The sequence below is a fragment of the Cupriavidus sp. D384 genome, assembly GCF_001652915.1.
Taxonomy (GTDB): domain Bacteria; phylum Pseudomonadota; class Gammaproteobacteria; order Burkholderiales; family Burkholderiaceae; genus Cupriavidus.
Map to the genome: position 1 here is coordinate 1 of NZ_BBQI01000128.1, position 22,600 is coordinate 22,600.

At 68.7% G+C, this 22,600-nt stretch carries 18 protein-coding genes and 1 pseudogene; 12 read left to right on the forward strand and 7 right to left on the reverse strand.

The genetic code is table 11. The features are described 5' to 3' along the window. Positions 1-1,614, forward strand: a pseudogene (locus A9J21_RS32125) (malto-oligosyltrehalose synthase); the annotation flags it as partial. A 3-nt stretch (positions 1,615-1,617) separates the two neighbouring features. On the opposite strand, the gene surE reads toward A9J21_RS32125, so the two are convergent. The 3 genes from surE to A9J21_RS27870 form a co-directional block, all read right to left on the reverse strand. Beyond that, positions 1,618-2,394 (reverse strand): 5'/3'-nucleotidase SurE, encoded by a 777-nt coding sequence (gene surE, locus A9J21_RS27860; RefSeq protein ID WP_066741452.1) that lies wholly within the window; start codon positions 2,392-2,394, stop codon positions 1,618-1,620. Positions 2,395-2,584: 190 nt separating this feature from the next. Further along, positions 2,585-2,992 (reverse strand): hypothetical protein, encoded by a 408-nt coding sequence (locus tag A9J21_RS27865; protein WP_066741455.1) that lies wholly within the window; start codon positions 2,990-2,992, stop codon positions 2,585-2,587. Between the two features lie 311 nt (positions 2,993-3,303). Beyond that, positions 3,304-4,170 carry a LysR substrate-binding domain-containing protein gene (locus A9J21_RS27870; RefSeq protein ID WP_066741463.1) on the reverse strand — a complete coding sequence of 289 codons (867 nt, stop codon included), beginning with the start codon at positions 4,168-4,170 and terminating at the stop codon, positions 3,304-3,306. A 125-nt stretch (positions 4,171-4,295) separates the two neighbouring features. Here A9J21_RS27870 and A9J21_RS27875 point away from each other — a divergent pair, with 125 nt between their 5' ends. The 8 genes from A9J21_RS27875 (at position 4,296) to A9J21_RS27910 (ending at position 13,899) form a co-directional block, all read left to right on the forward strand. Next, complete coding sequence (locus tag A9J21_RS27875) at positions 4,296-4,883, forward strand: hypothetical protein (RefSeq protein WP_066741465.1); 588 nt, start codon at positions 4,296-4,298, stop codon at positions 4,881-4,883. 102 nt (positions 4,884-4,985) lie between these two features. Next, positions 4,986-6,599, forward strand: coding sequence for a rhodanese-like domain-containing protein (locus A9J21_RS27880; RefSeq protein ID WP_066741469.1), 1,614 nt, complete (start codon positions 4,986-4,988; stop codon positions 6,597-6,599). Between the two features lie 53 nt (positions 6,600-6,652). After that, the gene (locus A9J21_RS27885; protein WP_404851421.1) at positions 6,653-7,669 is read left to right on the forward strand and encodes a Bug family tripartite tricarboxylate transporter substrate binding protein; all 1,017 of its coding nucleotides are present in this window, start codon (positions 6,653-6,655) and stop codon (positions 7,667-7,669) included. A 58-nt stretch (positions 7,670-7,727) separates the two neighbouring features. Continuing rightward, positions 7,728-8,942, forward strand: coding sequence for a cystathionine beta-lyase (gene metC / locus A9J21_RS27890; protein ID WP_066741475.1), 1,215 nt, complete (start codon positions 7,728-7,730; stop codon positions 8,940-8,942). Beyond that, the gene (locus tag A9J21_RS27895; protein WP_066741477.1) at positions 8,926-9,939 is read left to right on the forward strand and encodes a M14 family metallopeptidase; all 1,014 of its coding nucleotides are present in this window, start codon (positions 8,926-8,928) and stop codon (positions 9,937-9,939) included. The genes metC and A9J21_RS27895 overlap by 17 nt, the downstream gene beginning before the upstream one ends. A gap of 255 nt (positions 9,940-10,194) precedes the next feature. Beyond that, complete coding sequence (locus tag A9J21_RS27900; protein WP_066741482.1) at positions 10,195-11,154, forward strand: tripartite tricarboxylate transporter substrate binding protein; 960 nt, start codon at positions 10,195-10,197, stop codon at positions 11,152-11,154. A gap of 4 nt (positions 11,155-11,158) precedes the next feature. Continuing rightward, the gene (locus A9J21_RS27905; protein WP_066741488.1) at positions 11,159-13,405 is read left to right on the forward strand and encodes a molybdopterin-dependent oxidoreductase; all 2,247 of its coding nucleotides are present in this window, start codon (positions 11,159-11,161) and stop codon (positions 13,403-13,405) included. Between the two features lie 155 nt (positions 13,406-13,560). Beyond that, on the forward strand, positions 13,561-13,899 hold the full coding sequence (locus A9J21_RS27910) for a 2TM domain-containing protein (RefSeq protein WP_231907068.1): 339 nt from the start codon (positions 13,561-13,563) through the stop codon (positions 13,897-13,899). A 25-nt stretch (positions 13,900-13,924) separates the two neighbouring features. Here the strand turns inward: A9J21_RS27910 and A9J21_RS27915 are convergent, their stop codons facing one another. The 4 genes from A9J21_RS27915 to A9J21_RS27930 form a co-directional block, all read right to left on the reverse strand. After that, positions 13,925-14,686: a LytTR family DNA-binding domain-containing protein gene (locus tag A9J21_RS27915; protein ID WP_066741491.1), complete on the reverse strand. Its 762-nt coding sequence runs from the start codon at positions 14,684-14,686 to the stop codon at positions 13,925-13,927. Then, on the reverse strand, positions 14,683-15,615 hold the full coding sequence (locus A9J21_RS27920) for a sensor histidine kinase (RefSeq protein WP_066741493.1): 933 nt from the start codon (positions 15,613-15,615) through the stop codon (positions 14,683-14,685). The genes A9J21_RS27915 and A9J21_RS27920 overlap by 4 nt, the downstream gene beginning before the upstream one ends. Before the next feature lie 304 nt (positions 15,616-15,919). Next, positions 15,920-17,197 (reverse strand): FAD-binding oxidoreductase, encoded by a 1,278-nt coding sequence (locus A9J21_RS27925; protein WP_066741496.1) that lies wholly within the window; start codon positions 17,195-17,197, stop codon positions 15,920-15,922. Beyond that, positions 17,194-18,261, reverse strand: a complete 1,068-nt coding sequence (locus tag A9J21_RS27930) for a LysR substrate-binding domain-containing protein (protein WP_082926659.1) — start codon at positions 18,259-18,261, stop codon at positions 17,194-17,196. Before A9J21_RS27930 ends, A9J21_RS27925 begins: the two co-directional genes overlap by 4 nt. A gap of 144 nt (positions 18,262-18,405) precedes the next feature. On the opposite strand from A9J21_RS27930, the gene A9J21_RS27935 reads away from it, so the two are divergent. From A9J21_RS27935 to A9J21_RS27945, 3 genes are all read left to right on the forward strand, one after another. Next, the gene (locus tag A9J21_RS27935) at positions 18,406-19,431 is read left to right on the forward strand and encodes a tripartite tricarboxylate transporter substrate binding protein (RefSeq protein WP_066741499.1); all 1,026 of its coding nucleotides are present in this window, start codon (positions 18,406-18,408) and stop codon (positions 19,429-19,431) included. 22 nt (positions 19,432-19,453) lie between these two features. Then, complete coding sequence (locus tag A9J21_RS27940; RefSeq protein ID WP_082926660.1) at positions 19,454-20,977, forward strand: UxaA family hydrolase; 1,524 nt, start codon at positions 19,454-19,456, stop codon at positions 20,975-20,977. 108 nt (positions 20,978-21,085) lie between these two features. After that, positions 21,086-22,555, forward strand: coding sequence for an NAD-dependent succinate-semialdehyde dehydrogenase (locus tag A9J21_RS27945; RefSeq protein ID WP_066741505.1), 1,470 nt, complete (start codon positions 21,086-21,088; stop codon positions 22,553-22,555). The last annotated feature ends 45 nt before the right edge of the window (positions 22,556-22,600 follow it).

Consider the following 22,600-nt stretch of genomic DNA (forward strand, 5'->3'; position numbering starts at 1 on the left):
CACGGCGCGGGCCGGCTGAACATGCTCTGGCTGCAGATCAGCGGCGACGACCGCACGTTTGCCGAACAGGTGCATGCCGGACGGCGTCGCGTGCTGGCCCGCCATCTGGTCACCGAAGTCGAATCGCTTTGCGCGCGGCTGCTGGCGCGGGCACGCAGCGACGTCGCCACGCGAGACCTGTCACCGCACGCGCTGCACCACGCGCTCACGGCGTTCATGACGGCCATCCCCGTGTACCGCAGCTACTACGTGGCGGATGACGATGGGCGGGACGCCACCTTTGACAACGACATGGTGTCGGCCGCCGCCGATGCCGCGCGCCGCCACCTGGCACCCGACGAATCGGCCGCGCTCGATTTCATCGTGTCGGCCTTGCGCGCCGACGCCCGGCCCGACAGCCCGGCGGGGCAACTTCGCGCGAAGCTCCAGCAGCTGATGCCGGCGCTGGCCGCCAAATCCACCGAGGACACGGCGTTCTATCGCTATGGACGGCTGCTGTCCCGCAACGAGGTGGGCAGCGACCCCGGCACGCTTGCCATGGCAGCCGAACGCTTTCACGAACGGATGCAGGCGCGCGCCGAAGCGTGGCCTCATGCGATGCTGGCGGTGTCCACCCACGACCACAAGCGCGGCGAGGACGCGCGCATGCGGCTGGCGGTGCTGAGCGAGCTGCCCGAGGCATGGGCCGAGGCGGTGGCCGGCTGGGAACGGCAACTGGCGCCACTGCTGGTGGCGTCGCCCAGGGGCCCCGACGGCATCGACCGGCTGATGCTGTACCAGACGCTGGTGGGCGCGTGGCCGGCCGATCCGCGCGCGCTGGCGTCCGAGGACGGCCAGCGGGCATTTGTCGAACGGATCCTGGCCTGGCAACGCAAGGCCATTCGCGAGGCCAAGCGCTACGGCAGCTGGACCCATCCCGATACCGAATATGAAAATGCCTGCGAGGCGTTCCTGCCCGCCATGGGCATCGGTGGCGCCGACAGTGTGCTGGAAAGCATCGGCGCCTTTGCCGCGCGCATCGGCACGGCCGCGGCGTTGAACAGCCTGGCGCAGACGCTGCTGCAGCTGACCGCGCCCGGCGTGCCGGATCGCTACCAGGGCAATGAAACCTGGGATTTCAGCCTGGTCGATCCCGACAACCGGCGCGCGCCTGACTACGCGCGGCTGCAGGCACAACTGGAATGCCGCGCAGGCTGGCCGCACTGGCTCGCGCACTGGCGCGATGGCCGCATCAAGCAGCAGCTGATCCGCAGTGTGCTGGCGGTGCGCCGCGAGCACCCCGCGCTGTTTGCGCAGGGCACCTACCGGCCGGTGTCCGCCAGCGGCGATCTGGCCGGGTCCGTGCTGGCGTTCTCGCGCCAGTGCGGCCAGGCCGAAGCCTTGGTGGCCGTAACCCGGCTTGCGGCACGCCAAGTGGATCCGTCCGAACCGCGCATTCCGCCGCATTGCTGGCACGATACCGGCCTGCATACCGGCGACGGTGACAGCCATGGCAATGGCAATGGCGGCTGGGTCGACATGCTGACCGGCCATGCCGTGACATCGCACGCGGGATGGCTGCGCGCCAAGGACGTGTTTGCCACGCTGCCCGTGGCGCTGCTGATGCGCCGGTGATGCCTAGCCCTTCAACGCAGCCGCCAGCTGCGTGGCAGCCTCGTCGTCGGTACGCTCGAAGCGCAGCGGCGTGACCGACACCGCGCCACGCCCCACCACCATGGCTTCTGCGTCATCCACATCGGGCCGGGGGCCGCGCGAGAACTGCAGCCAGTGGTAGGGAATGCCGCGCGGGTCCACGTGCGCGCGCACATCGATGGCCTTGACCAGCCCCATGCCCTGGCGCGACACCACCAGCGGGCCGGCCTGCTCCGGCTCGACATCGGGAAAATTCACGTTCAGGCAGGCCCCGTCGGTCCAGCCCGCCGCCAGCAGGCGACGGATCACATCGGGCGCCAGCGTCCGCGAGGTCTGCCACTTCACCGCGTTGCGATCGGTGAAGACCTGGCTGAGCGCGATGGAACGGATGCCGAGCAACATGCCGGTCATGGCGGCCCCGACCGTGCCGGAGAACACCGTTTCCAGCCCCAGGTTGCCACCCCGGTTGATGCCGGACAGCACCAGGTCGGGCGGCGCGTCGCGCATGAGATGGCGCGCGGCCATCACCACGCAGTCACCCGGGGTGCCGCTGATGCCAAACCGGCGCGGCCCATGCTCGGCCACGCGCAGCGGCGCATGCAGGCTGATCGAGTGCGACGTGCCGCTCTGGTCGTGATTGGGGGCCACGATCCAGACCTCCCGGGCCAGCGTGGCGGCCACCTGCTCCAGCACGGCAAGCCCTGGCGCCTCGATGCCATCGTCATTGGTCAGCAGCACGCGGTCGACTACGAAATCGGACATGAATGAAACCTTGGGTGGACGATTGAACGGGCCCTTACTGTATCCCAAGCCGTGGGCATGCCGGTGACCTGCCGCCAGCCGGCTGCGGGGGCGTCACACGCCTGATTCGTCTGAACATCGGCCAAGGAAAAAAAAGCCCGCATCACCGGATGCGGGCTTTGTCATTGCAGGGATCTCCTGCCAGTTCGCCTTAATGCAGGCGATGCGCGTCGCTGTCGAGCGCCCGCTCCGCCGCGTCGCCGGTCACGCCGCGGTAGTAGAGGTGGACGCCGATTGCCAGCGAATCGTGACGGATTTCATGCAGGGCGCGCCATGCCTGCACGGGATCCCTGAAGACCAGGTAATGCGCCTCGCGTTCTACCAGCGTGGCTACCTCGTGCAGCCCGTGGTTGCGCAATGCGCCGACCAGGTGATCGAGACTGCGATGCGTGCGCGCATCGGTACGCGGATAGAGCATATGCAGCACGGCAACCGGCGAAGCAGCCGGTTGGGCGGTAAAGGCGGCAACGATGTCCTGATGGTGGATGGCCGTGACGGCGTCGTCGCTGGCCTGCGTGCGGAAGGACTGAAGTCCTGCGTCGAGGGTCGTGTTGTTCATCTCAGCACCTCCTGGTCAAAATCTGAACGACAGTGGTGCAAAGATAGGGGATATTTGACGCGCCGCAATACGCATTTCACGCAACAGTGAATTCCACCTGTTCCGCCGAACGGAACGCAAGCCAGGATGTCCATGGATCGCATTTCTTTCCGGCAGCTTTCCCCGGGCTTTCATTTTCCTTTCGGCGTGCGGCGCGATATGCGCCCGCATATCCATACGCGATCTTCTTCGTTTGCGCCGTGTCGCGCGCGCCCTACGATTTCGTCTTTGCCCGGTTGTGAAGATTGGGAAGTTCGCCGCAGCAGCCGGCGTCAGGCGCTGGCCAGCCCGCGCTGCAACGCCGTTTTGAGCATCGAGAAGACATGTCGTGCCACAGGATTGACCGCATTGGGACGCGCCCACAGGTAGTACGTGACATCGGGCAGCCGTGGCAGGCCATCGCTTTCGCCCAGGATGCGCATGTCGGCCTGCAGCAAATCGATGCTGCGGGCCGTGATCCCCAGCCCGCCGCGCAACGCTGCCTTGATACCGATCAGGCTCGGGGCCAGATAGGCGATGCGCCATGGCACGCCGGCCTGCGTGAGCGCCTCCAGCGACAGCTTGCGGAACAGGCTCGGCTCGTCGGCCAGGATCAGCGGCACCGGCGTCCCCCGTTCGTAGACGAAGTCGGCCGCGCAGACCCAGATGGTTGGCGTGGTGCGCAGCACGATGCCTTCGAGCGCGCTGTCCTCGCGCGTGGAAACCGTCAGGTCGATCTCGCCGCGCCGCAACGACTCCATCAGGAACGGACTGCGGCCGACATGGATTTCGAGCCGCAAGGCGGGCGACGACCGCGCGATATGCGACAGCAGCACCGGCAGGATGGTATCGGCCACGTCATGCGGTGCACCAATGCGCAGCGAGCCGGTCAGGTCGCCTTCGCGCAGCACCCGCAGCGCCTCGTCGTTGGTGCTGAGCAGTTGCCGGGCGTATTCGAGCAGCTTCTTGCCATGCCGCGTGAACTGCTTGCTGCGCCCCTGGCGCTCGAACAGCGGCAGGTCCAGTTGCTCTTCCAGCCGCTGCATCTGCTGGGTGACCGCCGACTGCGTGCGCTGCACGGCCTCGGCCGCCGCCCCGAAGGTATCGTGATCGGCAATGGCAACCAGCGTGCGCAGCAGGTCGAGGTCAAGGTTTCGCATTCATTAGCAGCGCTAATGGATTTTCGTCGCGCATTAAGTGGTTTTCAGGACAGGTGTTCATTACAGTGAAACACGAAGCACCGTTCTACCCCCGAAAAACAGAGATTGCAAGGATTGATCGCACCATGTCCCTCGCAGCACAGCGCCAGTCCGCCGTTGGCGACACCATCGAATCCATTAGAAACATTGTAGACAAGGGCGGCGTTACCCGCGCCAGCCTGGCCGAAGTGCTCCCCCTCGTGGAAGAACTGGCGGCCCGGTCCGAACTGTGGAATGAAGCCGACTATCCGCCGCCCGAGGCCAACGAGCGCCAGGCGCGCTACCTGATCGCCGAAGATCCGAACCAGACCTACGCGCTGTACCTGAACGTGATGCGCCCCGGCAAGCGCATTCCGCCGCATAACCACACCACCTGGGCCTGCGTGGCCGGCGTCAGCGGCGTGGAATTCAACGACGTCTACGTGCGCACCGACGACGGCAGCCAGCCCGACGTGGGCACGCTCGAACATTCGCACACGGTGGAAGTGGGCCCGCGCAACGGCATCGCCCTGCTGCCTGACGACATCCATGCCGTGGAAATCCGTGGCGACGCCGTCATCCGCCACCTGCACATGTACGGCCGCGCGCTGGAAACACTGACGGAACGGCTGACGTTCGACCTCGAGACCGGACGCTGCCAGATCATGAACGTGGGCGTACAGACCCGCCGCTAGACCACAGCCTGACCGGGGCCGCTGCGCGCCCCGCCGACTCCCGAGATCCAGACCGATTCCTCGCTGCTGCAGCGAGGACGGCCCCCTTATTGCCCAAATTTCATGACCCAGCCCACCTACACCGCCGTCGACGCCGTCACCCTGAAGGGCTGGCTGCACGATGCCGACGAAATCGCGCTGTTCGATGTACGCGAGCACGGCCAGTATGGCGAGGGCCATCCGTTCTATGCCGTGCCGATGCCCTACAGCCGGCTGGAACTCGATATCGGCCGCCTGGCCCCGCGCACCGATGCGCGCATCGTGCTGGCCGATGACGGCGACGGCGTGGCGCAGGCCGCGGCCACGGCGCTGGCATCGCTTGGCTATACCCGCGTGTTCGTGCTCGACGGCGGCATGCCGGCCTGGCGCGCCGCCGGCTACACGCTGTTTGCAGGCGTGAACGTCCCGTCGAAGACCTTTGGCGAACTGGCCGAGCACCACTACCGCACGCCGCGCGTCACCGCGCAGGAACTGGCCGCAATGCAGGCCGGCCCGCAGGCGCCCGTGGTACTCGACGGACGCCCCGCCAGCGAATTCCGCAAGATGAATATCCCGGGCGCGATCTGCTGCCCCAACGGCGAACTCGCCTATCGGCTGCGCGACCTGGTGCCCGACAGCACCACCCCCATCGTCATCAATTGCGCGGGCCGCACGCGCAGCATCATCGGGGCCCAGTCGCTGATCAACTTCGGCGTCACCAACCCGGTCTACGCGCTCGAAAACGGCACGCAGGGCTGGTACCTGAACGATTTCACGCTCGAACACGGCGGCACCGCGCGCTATCCGGACAACGGCCTGCCGCAGCAAATCGACACCGCCCGCAACGCCGCCCAGGCGCTGACGCAGCGCTTCAACGTGCCGCACATCGACGCCGCGCAGGCCAGCGCCTGGCTGGCCGACACGGCACGCACCACGTTCCTGTGCGACGTGCGCACCGCCGAGGAATTCGCCGTCCAGACGCTGCCCGGCGCGCAGCACACGCCCGGCGGCCAGCTGATGCAGGCCACCGACCAGTATGTCGGCATCCGCCGCGCGCGACTGGTGCTGTTCGATGCCGAAGGCGTGCGCGCCACCGTGGTAGCCAGCTGGCTGCGCCAGATGGGCCACGACGCCGTGGTGCTGGACGGCGGCCTGCAGGCTGGCCTGGCTGCCGGCGTGCGCGCGGCCCGGGGGCCGGCGCATGAAGGGACCGCGCTGCCGGCCGTATCCGCCGCGCAACTGGTGGCGGGGCTGGAAGCGAAGTCGATGCTGGCGCTGGACCTGCGCGGCAGCATGGCTTACCGCGCCGGGCACGTCGCCGGCGCGCGCTGGTCCACCCGGGCACGCCTGGCGCAGGACCTGCGCGGCGTGCCGCACGACACGACGCTCGTGCTGATCGGCGATGCCGATGGCGACGACCCCGCCGGACTGGCCGCGGCGGATCTGCGCGCGCTGGGCTACCGCGACCTGCGCCGGTTGCAGGGCGGATTCCCGGCCTGGCGCGATGCCGGTCATGCCGTGCGCCAGGGCGCCGACACGCTGCCCGACGCGCACTGCATCGACTACCTGTTTTTCGTGCATGACCGCCACGACGGCAACAAGGCCGCCGCGCGCCAGTACCTGGCCTGGGAAACCGGCCTGATCGCCCAGCTCGACGCGCAGGAACTGGCCACGTTCCGCTTCCCGCACGCCGGCTGATCACCCCGAGCCACCCCACTATCCACCTGCCAAAGAAGAACGAGGTCGCCCCCATGTCCCGTCCGATGTCATCTCGCCTGTCGTCACGTCTTGCGCAGTACCTGGTTGCCGCTTCCACTATCACGCTGTCCGCCGCCGCCCCGGCGCAGCAGCCCGTGGCGCCAGTCAACGGATTTCCGTCGCAGCCGCTGCGGATCGTGTCGCCGTTCCCCGCCGGCGGCGGCAACGATGCCGTGACCCGCGTGGTGGCCACGCGCCTGTCACAGGTGCTGGGCCAGAGCGCCGTAACCGACAACCGCGGCGGCGCGGGCGGCAACATCGGCACGCGCTACGTGGCCGAAGCCAAGCCCGACGGCTATACGGTGCTGACCTCGCAGGTATCGATCATGGCGGTCAACCCCACCTTGTACCGCGCGCCGGGCTTCGATCCGGTCAGGCAATTCATCCCGGTCACGCAGATCAACGCCGCGCCGCTGGCTATCGTGGTATCTGCCAACGCCCCGTGGAAGACGTTCGAGGAACTCGCCACGCAGGCCAAGGCGCAGCCGAACAGGATCACGTTTGCCACGCCCGGCAACGGCACGCTGTCGCACCTGGTGGGCGTGGTGCTCGACAAGGACAGCCATGTGTCGCTCCAGCATGTGCCCTACAAGGGCGCGGGTCCGGCCATCAACGACCTGCTCGGCGGGCAGGTCGACGTGCTGATCACGTCGACGTCGTCGGTGTCCGGTTTCATCCAGACCGGCCGCATGCGTGCGCTGGCCGTCACCAGCCCGCGCCGTCTCGGGGTATTCACCAAGGTGCCAACGCTTGAAGAACTGGGCTATCGCAATGCACGCTTCGAGGACTGGTACGGTTTCTTCGTACCGGCCGGCACGTCGCCGGAACGCGTTGCGCTGCTGAACCGCGCCATCGTGCAGGTGCTGCAGATGCCTGACGTGGTGAAAACCATCAACGAAGGCGGCAGCGACGTGGTCGCCAACAGCTCCGAGGCTTTTGCCGCCCAGATGCAGCAGGACATTGCCCGCTGGTCGCAGATCGTCAAGCTGTCCGGCGCGCACGTGGACTGATGCAGGCACGCGCCTTGCGACACCCTCATACAACATGCGCCAACCCACAGGCCAGCCAATGACGAAAACGCTCTCCACACGCCTTGCCCATGCCGGACGCACCGCGTCCGTGCCCGGCGGACAGCCGGTCAACCCGCCCGTGGTGCGTGCCAGCACCGTGCTGTTCGACTCCGTCGCGCAGCAGCGCGAGATGCGCGCCCGGCGCGACACCGAGCGGCTGTTCACCTACGGCGCGCGCGGCAACCCCACCAACTTCGCGCTCGAAGACATGGTGACCACGCTCGAAGGCGGCTATCGCACGCGGCTGTTTCCATCGGGGCTGGCCGCCGCCGCCATGACGATCCTGGCCTACGTGCGCCCCGGCCAGCACGTGCTGCTGCCCGATTGCGTCTACGAGCCGGTACGCAACCTCGCCAATGGGTTCCTGCGCCAGCACGGCATCGCGGCCGACTTCTATGCTGCCGATGGTTCGGACCTGGACGCGAAGCTGCGCCCCGAGACGCGCCTGGTCTATGTGGAAGCGCCCGGCTCGCTGGCCTATGAAATGTGCGACCTGCCCGCACTGGCCGCGCGCGCCCATGCGCACGGCGCGCTCGTGGCGGCGGACAACACATGGGGCTCGGGCATGCTGTACCGCCCGCTGACGCTTGGCGCCGATATCTCGCTGATGGCCGCCACCAAGTACCTGGGCGGCCATTCCGACGTCATGATGGGCACGGTCTGCACCACCGAGGCTGCGTGGCAGCCGCTGGCAACCATGGCCGATGCCTTCGGCATGACCGTCAGCCCCGACGATGCCTATCTGGTGCAGCGCGGCATCCGCTCGCTCGGTGCGCGCCTGGCGCAGCACCAGGCCAGCGCGCTGGCCGTGGCGCAGTGGCTGCTCGACCGCCCCGAGGTGGCCGACGTCTTCTGCCCCGCCCTGCCGCACGACCCCAATCACGCGCTGTGGCAGCGCGACTGCCATGGCACCAACGGCCTGCTGTCGTTCACGCTGCGCTCGCAGGCGCCGGTCGCGCCTGAAAGCTTTGTCGACAGCCTGCAGCTGTTCGGCATCGGCGCCTCGTGGGGCGGCTTCGAAAGCCTGGCCGTACTGGCCGACATGCGGCGGGCGCGCAGCATCACGGACTGGTCGCGGCACGGCACCGTGATCCGCCTGCATATCGGCCTGGAAGCCGTGCCCGACCTGCTGGCGGACCTGGACCAGGCGTTCGCCGCCATTGCCCATCTCGACTCGACAGAAAAGGACACTTTCCATGCCCATCATCGGTGACTGGCTGCGCCAGCAATCCGGCCCCGCGCGCACCAGCGGCCAGTTGCCCGTTGGCTCGATGGCCTCGGGCATGTCCGTCACGCTGCCCTACGTGGCGGTGCGCGGTGCGCAGCCGGGCCGCACGCTCTGGCTGCACGGCCAGGTGCATGGCGACGAGATCAACGGCATGGTGGCGGCCCTGCGCTTCGCGCGCAGCCTGGACCCCGCCACCATGCGCGGCAACGTGGTGGTGACGCCCACGGGTAATCCTCAGGCGCTCGACGCACGGCGCAAGCGCAATCCGTATGACGAACTGGACCTGGACCAGACCTATCCGGGCAATGCCGGCGGCCTGGTATCCGAACGGCTGGCCCATGCATTGATGAGCGAGGTGCGCGGCGTGGCCGACGTGCTCATCAACCTGCATACGATGAATCCGCTGTTCGATGCACGCCCCTACACGGTCTACAAGGTCCACCCGGGCAGCAGCGTGACCGAGGCCGATGTGCTGGCCGCCATGGCGCCGTTTCACCCGCACGTGGCCTGCCAGCAGGACGTGGGCGGCAAGGGCGAGCTGCCCGGCAATATCGCCGGCGCGCTCGACTACCAGTGCCTGGCCGCCGGGGTCTGCGCGTTCATGCTCGAACTGGGCAGCGGCAGCCGCTTCGAGGCCGACAATATCGCCGTGGCCGAGACCGGCTTCCACACGCTGGCCGTGCAGATGGGCATTCTCGACGGCCCCCCGGCCACGCCCGCCGCGACCACGCTGCGCCGCGTGACCCGGCGCGGCTGGATTACCGCCGATGACGGCGGCCTGTTCATTCCCGCCGCACGCGCTGGCGACAAGGTCGGCGAAGGCGCATCGATTGGCGACACGCTCAAGCTCGACGCCTCGCTCACGCCCGTCAGGCCGCTCACGCGCGACGGCGTGCTGATCGGCCTGCGCAGCGACCCCGTGGTCCATACCGGCGAACGCCTGGCGTTCGTAGCGTGGGAATGGGACACGGTATCGATCTGAACCTGTCGATCCGGCATGACAACGGCCTGCCCTCTCCCCCCGCCCCTCTCCCGTGAACGGGAGAGGGGAGAAAACCAGGGGCGCGAATGCTCCCGTTCGCTCCCCGCTCCCGCCTGCGGAACGGAACAGCAAGCCCACGTCGGCCCGACTGCTCCCGGTTTGCTCCCCGCTCCCGCCTGCGGGAGAGGGGCCGGGGGAGAGGGCGAGCGCCACAACGCCTTACCAAGCCTCAAGCAAGACCATCGGAGCCTCACCATGTTTGCCCGCCGCGCCCTCGTTTTCAGCCTCGCCCTACTGACACCCCTGGCCCACGCGGCCTGGCCCGATTCGTCGAAACCGATCCGCGTGGTGGTCGGCTTCCCGCCCGGGGGCGGTGCCGACGCGCTGGCGCGTGCCATTGCCCCGGCGCTGTCGGACCAGCTCAAGGCCAACGTCATCATCGACAACCGGCCCGGCGCGGGCGGCCTGATCGCCACGGACCTGGTCGCCAAGTCCGCGCCCGATGGCTACACGCTCTATATCGCCACCCCGGGATCGTTCACGATCTGGCCGAACCTGCGCAAGCTCGCCTACGACCCGCAGAAGGATTTCGCGCCGGTCAGCGTGCTGGTGACCATGCCCAACGTGCTGGTGACCGGAGCCGACACGCCCTACAAGGACGTGCAGGGCCTGCTGGCGGCCGTGCGCAGCGCGAACGGCAAGTTCTCGTACGCGTCGGGCGGCAACGGCACGATCGGCCAGATCGCGGCCGAGCAGTTCAAGATGCTGGCCGGCGTACAGATGCAGCATGTCCCGTACAAGGGCACCACCCCGGCGCTCACCGACGTGATGGGCGGCGTGGTGCCGATCACGTTCTCCGATCCGTCGGCCAAGCCGCTGATTGCCTCGGGCAACCTGCGTGTGCTGGCAGTGACCACCGCCAAGCGCTCGCCGCAGTTTCCCGGCGTGCCGACCGTGGCCGAGGCCGGCGTGCCGGGCTACGACGTCACCAACTGGTACGGCCTCGTGGCACCGGCCGGTACCCCGCCCGAAGTCGTCACGCAGCTGAACAAGGCGCTGGTCAAGGTCATGGCCGACCCGGACATCCGCCACCGCCTGGCCGTATCGGGCATGGATGCCACCTCCGACACGCCGCAGCAGTTCGCCAAACTGCTCGATAGCGAACGCGCCAAGTGGGGCAACCTGATCCGCAAGGCCGGCATCCAGGGCGACTGATACCGTGACCGTCCGCCGCTACCCGCAACTGGCGCACTGGGGCGCTTTCACGGCCGTCGTCGACGATGGCAGGCTGATCCGTTGCGAACCGTTCGCGGCCGATCCGAACCCGTCGCCGCTGCTCGATTCGATCGTGCCGATGGTCTACTCGCCCACGCGCATCCGCACGCCGATGGTGCGGCGCGGCTGGCTGGCGCAGCGCGAGGCCAGCGACGGCCATGCGCGTGGCCGCGACGATTTCGTCGAGGTTTCGTGGGACGTGGCGCTCGACCTGGTGGCCGGCGAGATCCAGCGCGTGCGCGCCGAACACGGCCCGTCCGGCGTGTTCGGCGGCTCCTACGGCTGGTCGTCGGCCGGCCGGCTGCATCATGCACGCTCGCTGATCCGCCGCTTTCATTTCACCGGCGGCGGTTGCGTCGACCAGGTTGGCAACTACAGCTGGGGCACCGCGCAGTTCCTGCTGCCGCACGTGATCGGTACCGACCGGCCCCTGACGGGTCGTGTCACCGCCTGGCCCAGCCTGATCGCCAACACCGGGGTCTTTGTCGCGTTCGGCGGACTGGCGCTGAAGAATGGCCAGGTGTCGTCGGGCGGCGCGGCCGAGCATACGCAGGAACAGTGGCTGCGCAAGCTGGCGGCCAGCGGCGCCACGGTCATCAATATCAGCCCCACGCGCGACGATTGCCCCGAATTCCTCGGCGCCGAATGGGTTCCGATCCGGCCAAACACCGATGTGGCACTGATGCTGGCGCTGGCCTACGAATTACGCCGCACCGGCGCGCATGACACCGCGTTCCTGCAGTCGCACTGCAGCGGCTGGGCCGAACTGGAAGCCTACCTGCTGGGCAGCGCCGATGGCGAGCCGAAGACGCCCGCCTGGGCGGCTGCCATCACCGGCATTCCGGCGGCGCGCATCGCGCAACTGGCCGCCCAGCTGGCAGGCAAGCGCAGCTACATCACCTGCAGCTTCGCGGTGCAGCGCCAGCATCGTGGCGAACAGCCGTACTGGATGGCCATTGCGCTGGCTGCCATGCTGGGGCAGATCGGCCTGCCGGGCGGCGGTTTCGGCTTCGGGCACGGATCGATGAATGGCGTGGGCAACCCGCGCGTTGCCACGCCGGGACCGGAAATGCCGGTTGGCCGCAATCCCGCCAACCTCGACATCCCCTGCGCACGGCTGTCGGACATGCTGCTGAATCCGGGCACCGCCTACCGGTTCAAGGGCGAAACGCGGCACTACCCCGACATCAGGCTGGTCCACTGGGCCGGCGGCAACCCCTTCCATCACCATCAGCAGCTTGCGCGGCTGCGCCAGGCGTGGGCGCGCCCGCAGACGGTGATCGTGCAGGACATCTGCTGGACGGCCACCGCGCGCCATGCCGATATCGTGCTGCCGGTGACCACCGCGCTCGAACGCAACGATATCGGCGGCTCGTCACGCGACCGCTACGTGCTGGCGATGCACCAGGCCATCGCGCCATTGCATCAGGCCCGCAGCGACCTCGATATCTTCGGCGACCTGTCCGACCGCCTGGGCTATCGCGACGCCTTCACCGAAGGCCGCGACGAACGTGGCTGGATCGCGTCGATCTACGCGCGCTGCCGCGACGCCCAGGCACGCGCGGGCATCGAACTGCCGTCGTTCGACCAGTTCTGGCGCAGCGGCCACGTGGCCCTGCCCGCGCCCACCGAGGATTTCGTGCTGTTCGACGATTTCCGGCGCGATCCGCAGGCCCACCCGCTGCGCACACCGAGCGGACGCATCGAGCTTGCCAGCCCCACCCTTGGCGCGCTGTCCGACGACTGCGGCACCCATCCGAACTGGCAGCCGCCCGTGGAATGGCTGGGCGCGGCCGAAGCCCAGCGCCACCCGCTGCACCTCGTATCGGTGCAGCCCGCCGACCGGCTCCACAGCCAGCTTGATGCAGCCCCGCTGGCCCAGTCGGGCAAGGTGGCCGGCGCGGAGCGGATCACGCTGCATCCGGCCGACGCGGCCGCGCGCGGCCTGCATCCGGGCATGCGGGTGCGCGTGCACAATGCGCGTGGCGCGATTGCCGCAGGGCTGGCGGTGAGCGACGGCGTGGCACCCGGCGTGGCGATGATCGCCACCGGCGCCTGGTACGACCCCGATGCCGACGGCGTGGACCGCGCCGGCGCCGCCAACACGCTGACGCTGGACATCGGCACATCGGACCTGACCCAGGGGCCGAACGCGATGAGCTGCCTGGTGGAGGTGACGCGGGAGACATAGGCCGCCGCCGCCCCGCCCGTCACTCGCGCCGCCTCGGCGTCGTTGGCGACAGGTTCCCGTCGGTTCGGCACCTGCCCCTGGCACGTGCCTTCGACGTGGCTTATACCTGTCACATCGCAACGACACGCAAAGACGAGGACAGAGCCATGCGGCATATGCATCCCCCCTTCCCCAACGCCAACGCCAGCGCCGACGACGCCCAGGCCTGGGCCTACTGGCGAGCCCGCCGCATGGTGCGCGCGCTGCGTGGCTGGTATATCCACCTGCTGATCTACGTGGTGGTGAACAGCTGGCTGTGGCTGCGCGTCTTCTATTTCCCGTCGCCGTCTTGGTCGCACTACGCCACCACGGGCTGGCCGTGGCCGCTGACCACCACGCTGGCGTGGGGGCTGGGACTGGGTGTGCATGGCATCCTGGTCTGGACGCGCCTGTCGCGCTGGGGTCGCGACTGGGAGACACGCAAGATCCAGGAATTCATGAACCGGCAGCAGTGACCGGCGGCCCCCGCACCCCGGGGGCCTACATCTGCCTGAACTTGTGCACGTAGGCGCGCGATACCGGCAGTTCGGTGTCGCTGCCGCGCATCCGCACGAACAGGCGCCCCGAATCGTCGCGCCGGGTGCCGGCCACGTGTTCCATGTTGACGATGGTCGAGCGGTGCACCTGCCAGAAGACGGCGGGGTCCAGCCCGTCGATCAGTTCCTGCAGCGGTGTGCGGATCAGGTGTTCGCCGTCCTGCGTGTGTACCACCACGTATTTGTCATCACTCTGGAAATACAGCACGTCCTGGATCGGCACATGGCTGGTGGTATTGCCCCGGCTCGCGCGCACCCAGCGTAGCGGCCCGGCGCCTTCCGCGCGCGGCTGGCCGCGCGTCAGCTGGCCCAGCAACTGCGCCAGTTCGGGCAGCGGGGCCGACTCCCGAAACGCCTTGCGCAGCCGTTCGATGGTGCGGCCCAACCGCTCGTCGGTGACCGGCTTGACCAGATAGTCGACGGCGGCACGCTCGAATGCGTCCAGCGCGAACTCGTCGTAGGCGGTGACAAACACCAGGCGCGTGTCGGTCTCGATGCCCTGCGCCACTTCCAGCCCCGACAGGCCCGGCATCTTGATATCGAGAAAGGCCACGGCCGGCGCCAGCCGGGCGATGGCCTCGGCTGCTTCCAGGCCGTTGGCGGCCTCTGCCACGATGTCCAGTTCGGGCCACAGCCGGGCCAGCTTGCCGCGCAGGTGCGCACGCAGGTGTTCCTCGTCGTCGGCAATCAACGCGGTGGGCTTCATGCGGGGTCTCCGTTCCGGAAGGCGCGTGGCAGCGGGATGTCGATCAGCACGGCGGTGCCGGGCGAGCGGTCTTCGATACGGACGTGCGCGTCGCCGTCATACAGCACCGTCAGCCGCTCGCGCAGGTTGGACAGCCCCACCCCGGCGTTGCCGCCCGGCCTGAAGCCCATGCCGTCGTCCTCGATCGTCGCCAGCATGCGCGGCCCGCGCCGCTCCAGCCGCACCAGCAGGCGGCCGCCCTCCACCTTCGGCTCCAGACCGTGCTTGACGGCATTCTCCACCACGGGCTGCAGCAGCATTGGCGACAGCGGCACGGTGTCCAGCGATGCATCGACGTCCACCGTGTACTGCAGGCGCTCGCCCATGCGGATCTTGATCAGCGCCAGATAGTCGCGCAGCAGCGTGGCCTCCTGTGCCACGGTGCCCTGCGTGGCGCGGCTGGCCGCCAGCGATGCCCGCAAATACGCGATGAAGTGTTCGAGCATCAGCGTGGCTTTCTGCGGCGCGGGCTCGATCAGGCTCACCACGTTGGCGAGCGTGTTGAACAGGAAGTGCGGCTCGATCTGGGCCTGCAGCAGCCGCATCTGGGCTTCCACCAGCTGCTTTTCGGTGGATAGCGTGCGCACCTGGTCGCGCGCCATGAACTCGGCAATCTTGCGCGCTTCCCAGCCCCGGCCCAGCAGGCCGACCCGGCTCCAGGTCATGATGCCGTGCACGGCCAGGCCCATGCCCCAGCCCATCAGCGGCGCGCGCACCCACGGCCGCTCGGGCGACATCACCAGGTTGATGACGATCAGCAGCGCGTTGACCCCCACGTAGAGCATCGCGTGCATGTAGAAGAAGCGCAGCGCCCGTACGCGGCGGCGCGCGTCCTGATAGGCGCGCTGGTCGGCGGGGGTACGCCAGAGGTCTGGATCGACGGAACGCAAGGTGGAATCCCGGGCGGGCGTGGAGTTGCCGCGAGATTACCACCGGCCCGGCAACGCCAACACGGGAAAAGCGCGGATCGACAGGAATCCGGCGCCGCGCGTCGGCACGCGGCGCCAGTTGCAGGCCACGCCAGCGATCCGCCCCGGGCTACCGCGGAAAAACCGGGTGCAGCGGCAGCTTTGGATCAAGCCGCACGCCAAAGCGCGGCGCGTCCGGCGCGCGACGTGGCGACGGCATTCGTCGGCCACCTGCAGGTGCGGGCCCGGTCGAACCCAGGGCTGCCCAGGAAGCCCAGGCTGCCTGCTAGCGGGCAGCCTGGCGGCCGAAGCGGCGCGGATCGTACGGCGCGGGGTCCACGTACGGCGTTTCGCGGTCGAACAGTTCGCCCAGCAGCCGCGCCGTGGCCGGCCCCAGCGTCAGGCCCTGATGGCCGTGACCGAAGTGGAACCACAGGTTGGCATGGCGCGGCGCACGCCCCACCACCGGGCGCATGTCGGCGATGCAGGGGCGCGCGCCCATCCACGGCTGCGCCTCCACCGGCTGGCCCAGACGCACCAGATCGCCAGCCAGCATTTCGGCGCGCACCGACTGCACCGGCGTGGGCGGCGATTCATGATGCGCGAACTCGGCGCCCGTGGTCAGGCGCAGGCCCTGGCGCATCGGCGCCAGCAGGATGCCGTTTTCGGCGTCCAGCAGCGGCCTGTCCGGCATGGCGCCCACCTGATAGTGGCGGTGGTAGCCGCGCTTGACGAACAACGGCAACCGGTATTCCAGCCGGCGCGTCAGCCCCGCGGCCCAGGGTCCCAGCGCGATCACCGCATGCTCGGCCTCCACGGCGCCGTCGCGCGTGCGCACGGTCCAGCCGCTCCCCGACTGGCGCAGCGTATCGGCATCGCCTTGCAGGAACACCCCGCCCTCGCGTTCGAACAGGGCCGCGTAGCGCGCCACCAGTTCGCCGGGGTCGCTGACCGTCCACGGGTCCTGCCAATGCACCGCACCCGCCATCGGGCGTTGCAGCACCGGCTCGGCGGCGGCCAGCGCCGCGCTGTCCAGAATCGCGTGCCGCAGGTCGTGCGCGGCCGCCACGGTGTTGGCCTCCTTTGCCGCCGCGTCGAACGCGGCCGGGGTCCGGTACGCTTCAAGCCAGCCCGACTTGCGGACCAGGTCCTGCGCACCGGCGCGCTCGATCAGCGGCGCGTGTTCGTCGATGCAGTGGCGAATCAGCGCCGCGTACGCGCTGACCGTCGCCATGTAACGTTCCGGCGCCGATGCGTGCCAGTACCGCGCCAGCGAAGGCACCAGCGACGGCAGCGCGCGCAGGTGGTAATGCACGTCGTTGCCGCGCCGGGCCGCCACGCGCAGGATGGCCTGCCAGGCGCGCGGAAACGCGTACGGCTGCACCGCCTCGCGCTGGATGATGCCGGCGTTGCCGTACGAGGTCTCGCGACCCGGCGCCTTGCGGTCGATCAGGCACACGGCATGGCCGCGCTGTTGCAGCGCCAGCGCCGTGGCAACGCCGACGATGCCGGCGCCCAGCACAACGACTTCGGTCTGGCGGGACGTTCTGGAAGCTTCTGTCATAAGGTCTTGCTTGCGGATTTGGCGGTCTTGCGCGTGCGGGCGCCCTTGCCGGCGCTGCGGGAGCTGCCGGTGCCGCCATTGGTGTCGTTGGTGTCGTTGGTGTCGTTTGTATCGGTATTGCGGTGTGCCATGTCGATCTCGCGGGCCGTCTCGCGCAGGCACTCGGACAATTCGGCCACGCTCGGCGGCAGCCGGCGGTCGCGCAGCGTGATGATGCCCACCGGCGGCAGATCCACTGCCACGGCCATGCCCAGCACATGGAAGCGCCCTTCGGCCTGCAACTGGCGGCCCACCGAGCCCGCGACAAAGCCCACCGCCTGCCGCTGCGCCACGAACGTGGTGACGGCCAGGTACGACGACGACTCGATCACATCGGCCGGAGGCTGCTGTCCATGGCGAATGAACGCCTGCTCGATCTTGACCCGCAGCGACGCCCATGGCGGCGGCAGCACCAGCGGATGCCGGGCCAGGTCGGCCCAGTCCGCGCTGGCCTGGCGCGACAGCGGGTGGCCGGCGGCCACGATGGCCACCATCGGGTCCTCGTAGAGCGCATCGGTAATCAGGTCGGGCGCCGCATAGGCGGGCTCCAGGCGGCCGACGATCACGTCAAGCTCCGACAGCCGCAGGCGCGGCAGCAGGTGTGTGAGGTCGCCCTCCTCGACCAGCACCGTCGCGCGCGGCGAGCGGTCCTTGAGGCGCGTCACCGCCTGGGCCAGCAGCACGGGCAGCGTCGCGCTCATCGACCCCACGCGCACCCGGCCCGCCGCGCCGCTGGCCACGGCCTCGATCTCGTCGCGCGTCACGTCGTACTGGGCCAGCACGGCGCGCGCAAAGCGCACCAGCGATTCACCGGCCGGCGTGGGCTCCGTGCCGCGCGTGGAACGCGTGAACAGGGTCAGGCCCAGCATCTTCTCCACTTCGGCCAGCACCTTGGAAACCGCCGGCTGGCTGACCGACAGGAATTCGGCCGTGCGCCCCAGATGGCGAAATTCGTCCAGCGCCACCAGCAGTTGCAGGTGGCGAAGCTTGATATTGGAGCGGAAGGCCCGGTCGATATGCGCCATGGCAGCGAGTCTACCTAACCGGAAGGTTATGAAGCAATGCCAATTTTCTATTGGATGGTTATGTTCGGCGCGCCCACAATCGCTGCCAGAGCGGGTTGGCATCGAAGCCGGTCCGCGACCTAAAACAAGATCGGAGACATCCCCATGACGCAAGGTCTTCCCGCCAGCCTTTCGCGCCGCCGGCTTCTGCTGGGCAGCGCCGCCACCGCCGCCGTTGCCGCCACCGGCACGGCCAGCCTGCTTGTGCCGCGCATTGCACGTGCCGCCGGCGAATATCCCGACCGCCCCATCACGTTCATCTGCCCGTGGCCGGTGGGCGGCACGGCCGACCAGTCGATGCGGGCCCTGTGCCAGGTGGCGTCCGGGATTCTCAAGCAGTCGATCGTGGTGGAAAACCGCGCCGGGGCGTCGGGCATGATCGGCACCAAGGCGCTGGCCCGCGCCAACCCCGATGGCTACACCATCGGCCAGATCCCCATTTCGGTCACGCGGTTCTCGCAGCTGGGCATGCTGCAGCTGGACCCGCGCACCGAACTGACCTACCTGGCGCGCACTTCGGGCCAGACCTTCGGCATCGCCGTGCCGGCCGGCTCGCGCTTCAAGACGCTGGCCGACGTGGTGGCCGAGGCCAAGGCCCATCCGGGAAAGATCACCTATGCGCATGCCGGCATCGGCGGCGCCACGCACGTGGGCATGGAACAGTTCGCGCTGGCCGCCGGCGTGAAGTTCAACGCCATTGCCTACAAGGGCGGCTCGCAGGCGCTGCAGGACGTGCTTGCCAACCAGGTGGACCTGCTGGCCGATTCCAGCTCGTGGGCCCCGCATGTGGAAGCCGGCAAGCTGCGCCTGCTGGCTACGTGGGGCGAGCAGCGCACGCCGCGCTTCAAGGACACGCCCACGCTCAAGGAGCTGGGCTACAACGTCGTGGTCGAGGCGCCCAACGGCATCGGCGCGCCCAAGGGCCTGCCGCCGGAGATCGAGAAGAAGCTGCGCGATGCATTCCGCGCCGCCGTGTCCAGCGCCGAATTCAAGACCGTGGCCGCGCGCATCGACGCGCCCATCATGTATCTGGACGGCCCCGACTACAAGAAGTACGTCGCCGAGGTCTACAGCCAGGAAACGCAGCTGATCCAGCGCCTGAAGCTCAAGGAAATGCTCGCGCAGAGCTAACCCGCCCCAGTATCTGTCAATCGTGACCCTGAATCCCGTCATTCGCCTGCACGCCAACGACAACGTCCTGATCGCCCGCGGCGACCTGACGTTGGGCCAGCACCTGGAAGAGCTGGGCGTGCGCGTGCGCGCCCAGGTGCCCGCCGGACACAAGATCGCCGCCCGTGCAATTGCACGCGGCGAGCAGGTCAAGAAGTACGACACCGTGATCGGCGTGGCCGAGCGCGACATCGCCGCCGGCGAGCACGTGCACAGCCACAACCTCCGGCTCGTGGATTTCTATCGCGATCCGGCCTTCGGGGCCGATGTCCGCCCCGTGGACTACGTGCCCGAAAGCGAGCGGGCCAGGTTCATGGGCTACGTGCGGCCCGACGGCCGCGTGGGCACGCGCAACTTCGTCGGCATCCTGTCGTCGGTGAACTGCTCGGCCACGGTGATCAAGCACATCGCCGCGCACTTCACGAAGGATCGGCTGGCCGCCTATCCCAATGTCGATGGCGTGGTGGCGTTCGCGCAGAGCAGCGGCTGCGGCATGTCGTCGCCGAGCGAGCACTTCGATCTCCTGCGCCGCACCATCGCCGGCTATGCCCGGCATCCGAACCTGGCCGGCGTGCTGATCGTGGGCCTGGGCTGCGAGCGCAACCAGGTGGCGTCGCTGGTGGAATCGCAGGGGCTGGTCCCCGGCGAGAACCTGCATACGCTGGTGATGCAGGACACGGGCGGCACGCGCGCCACGATCGAGGCCGGCATCCGCGCCATCGAGGCCATGCTGCCGGCCGCCAATGCGTTCCAGCGCCAGCCCGTGAGCGCCAGCCATATCAAGATCGGCCTCGAATGCGGCGGCTCGGACGGCTTTTCCGGCATCACGGCCAACCCCGCGCTGGGCGCGGCCATGGATATCCTGGTGCGCCATGGCGGCACCGCGATCCTGTCGGAAACCCCGGAAATCCACGGCGTCGAATACATGCTCACGCGCCGCGCGGTAACGCCCGAGGTGGGCCAGAAGCTGCTGGACCGCCTGGCCTGGTGGGAGCGCTACACCGCCGGGCACAACGCGCAGTTCAACGGCGTGGTGGGCCACGGCAACCAGCAGGGCGGCCTGGCAAATATCTTCGAAAAGTCGCTGGGCTCGGCCATGAAGGGCGGCACCACGCCGCTGCAGGCCGTGTACGAGTACGCGGAACCGATCGACCGCGCCGGCTTTGTCTTCATGGATTCCCCCGGCTACGACCCGGTGGCCGCCACCGGCCAGATCGCCAGCGGTGCCAACCTGATCTGCTTCACCACGGGACGCGGCTCGATGTTTGGCTCCAAGCCGGCCCCAACGATCAAGCTGGCTTCGAATTCGCCGATGTTCCGCCGGCTTGAAGAAGACATGGACATCAACTGCGGCCTGGTGCTCGATGGCGAACTGAGCGTGGCCCAGATGGGCGAGCGGATCTTCGAACACATCCTGCGCGCCGCCTCCGGCGAGCCCACCAAGAGCGAACTGCTCGGGCTGGGCGACCATGAATTCGTGCCCTGGCATGTGGGGATCGTGAGCTAGGTCCTTCGCATACCAGACGCTTGCCCTCTCCCCCGGGGCCCCTCGCCCGCAAGACGGGAGAGTGGCGGGGAAGCGAGCCAGCCTTTCAACATCCGACCACTCAAGCGCATGCTGACCACCCTCACCGACCCTACCCTGCTGCGTTCGCAGAACTTTATCGACCAGCAGTGGTGCGACAGCCGGGCCCGCCTGGAAGTGACCGACCCCGCCACCGGCCTGGTGATCGCCGACGTGCCGGACAGCGATGCCACCGATGCCCGGCGCGCCGCCGATGCCGCCGCCGCGGCCTTTCCGGCCTGGAGCCGCCGCACCGCGCGCGACCGCGCCCAGATCATCAAGCGCTGGCATGCGCTGATCCTGGCCAACGAGCAGGACCTGGCCCGCATCATCTCCGCCGAGCAGGGCAAGCCGATGCACGAGAGCGTGGGCGAAGTGCGCTACGGGGCGTCGTATGTGGAGTGGTTCGCCGAGGAAGCCACGCGCATCTGCGGCGACGTGGTGGCCGAGGCCGTGCCGGGCCGCAAGATGATCGTGCTGAAGGAGCCGGTGGGCGTGGTGGCCGCCATCACACCCTGGAACTTCCCGCTGGCGATGATCGCCCGCAAGATCGCCCCGGCGCTGGCCGCCGGCTGCACCGTGGTGGCCAAGCCCGCCGAAGACACCCCGCTGACCGCGCTGGCACTGGTCCGCCTGGCCGAACGCGCAGGCCTGCCGCAAGGCGTGCTGAACATCGTCACGGCATCGCGCGCCAACACCCCGGCCGTGGTCGATGCATGGCTGGCCGATGCGCGCGTGCGCAAGATCACGTTCACCGGCTCCACGCCGGTCGGCAAGCACCTGGCCCGGGAATCGGCCGGCACGCTCAAGAAGCTGTCGCTGGAACTGGGCGGCAACGCCCCGTTCATCGTGTTCGACGATGCCAACCTCGACGCCGCCGTCGAAGGCCTGATGGCCGCCAAGTTCCGCAATGGCGGCCAGACCTGCGTGTGCCCGAACCGCGTCTACGTGCAGGCCGGCGTCCACGACGCCTTTGTCGAGAAGCTGGCCGCCCGCGTGGGCGCGCTGCATGTAGGCCCCGCCACCGAGGCCGCCGCCCAGATCGGCCCGATGATCAACGCCCGCGCCGTCGACAAGATCGACCGCCATGTGTGCGATGCCGTGGACCAGGGCGCCCGCGTGGTGGTGGGCGGGGAACGCGTGCGCACCGGCGACGGCCCGCACTACTACGCCCCGACCGTGCTGGTCGGCGCCACGCCCGTGATGGCGCTGGCGCATGAGGAAACGTTCGGCCCGGTGGCGCCGGTGTTCCGCTTCACCCACGAGGACGAGGTGATCCGCGACGCCAACGACACGCCGTTCGGGCTGGCCGCCTACTTCTACTCCAACGACGTGCGCCGCATCTGGCGCGTGGCGCAGGCACTGGAAACCGGCATCGTAGGCATCAACGAAGGCGCCCTGGCGTCCGAGGCGGCGCCGTTCGGCGGCGTCAAGGAATCGGGCTACGGCCGCGAGGGATCGCGCCATGGGCTTGACGATTACATGCATACCAAGTATCTGTGCCAGGGCCAGTTGAACTGACAACGCCCATCGAACCCCGTTCGACACCCCGGACCGACAGGAGAC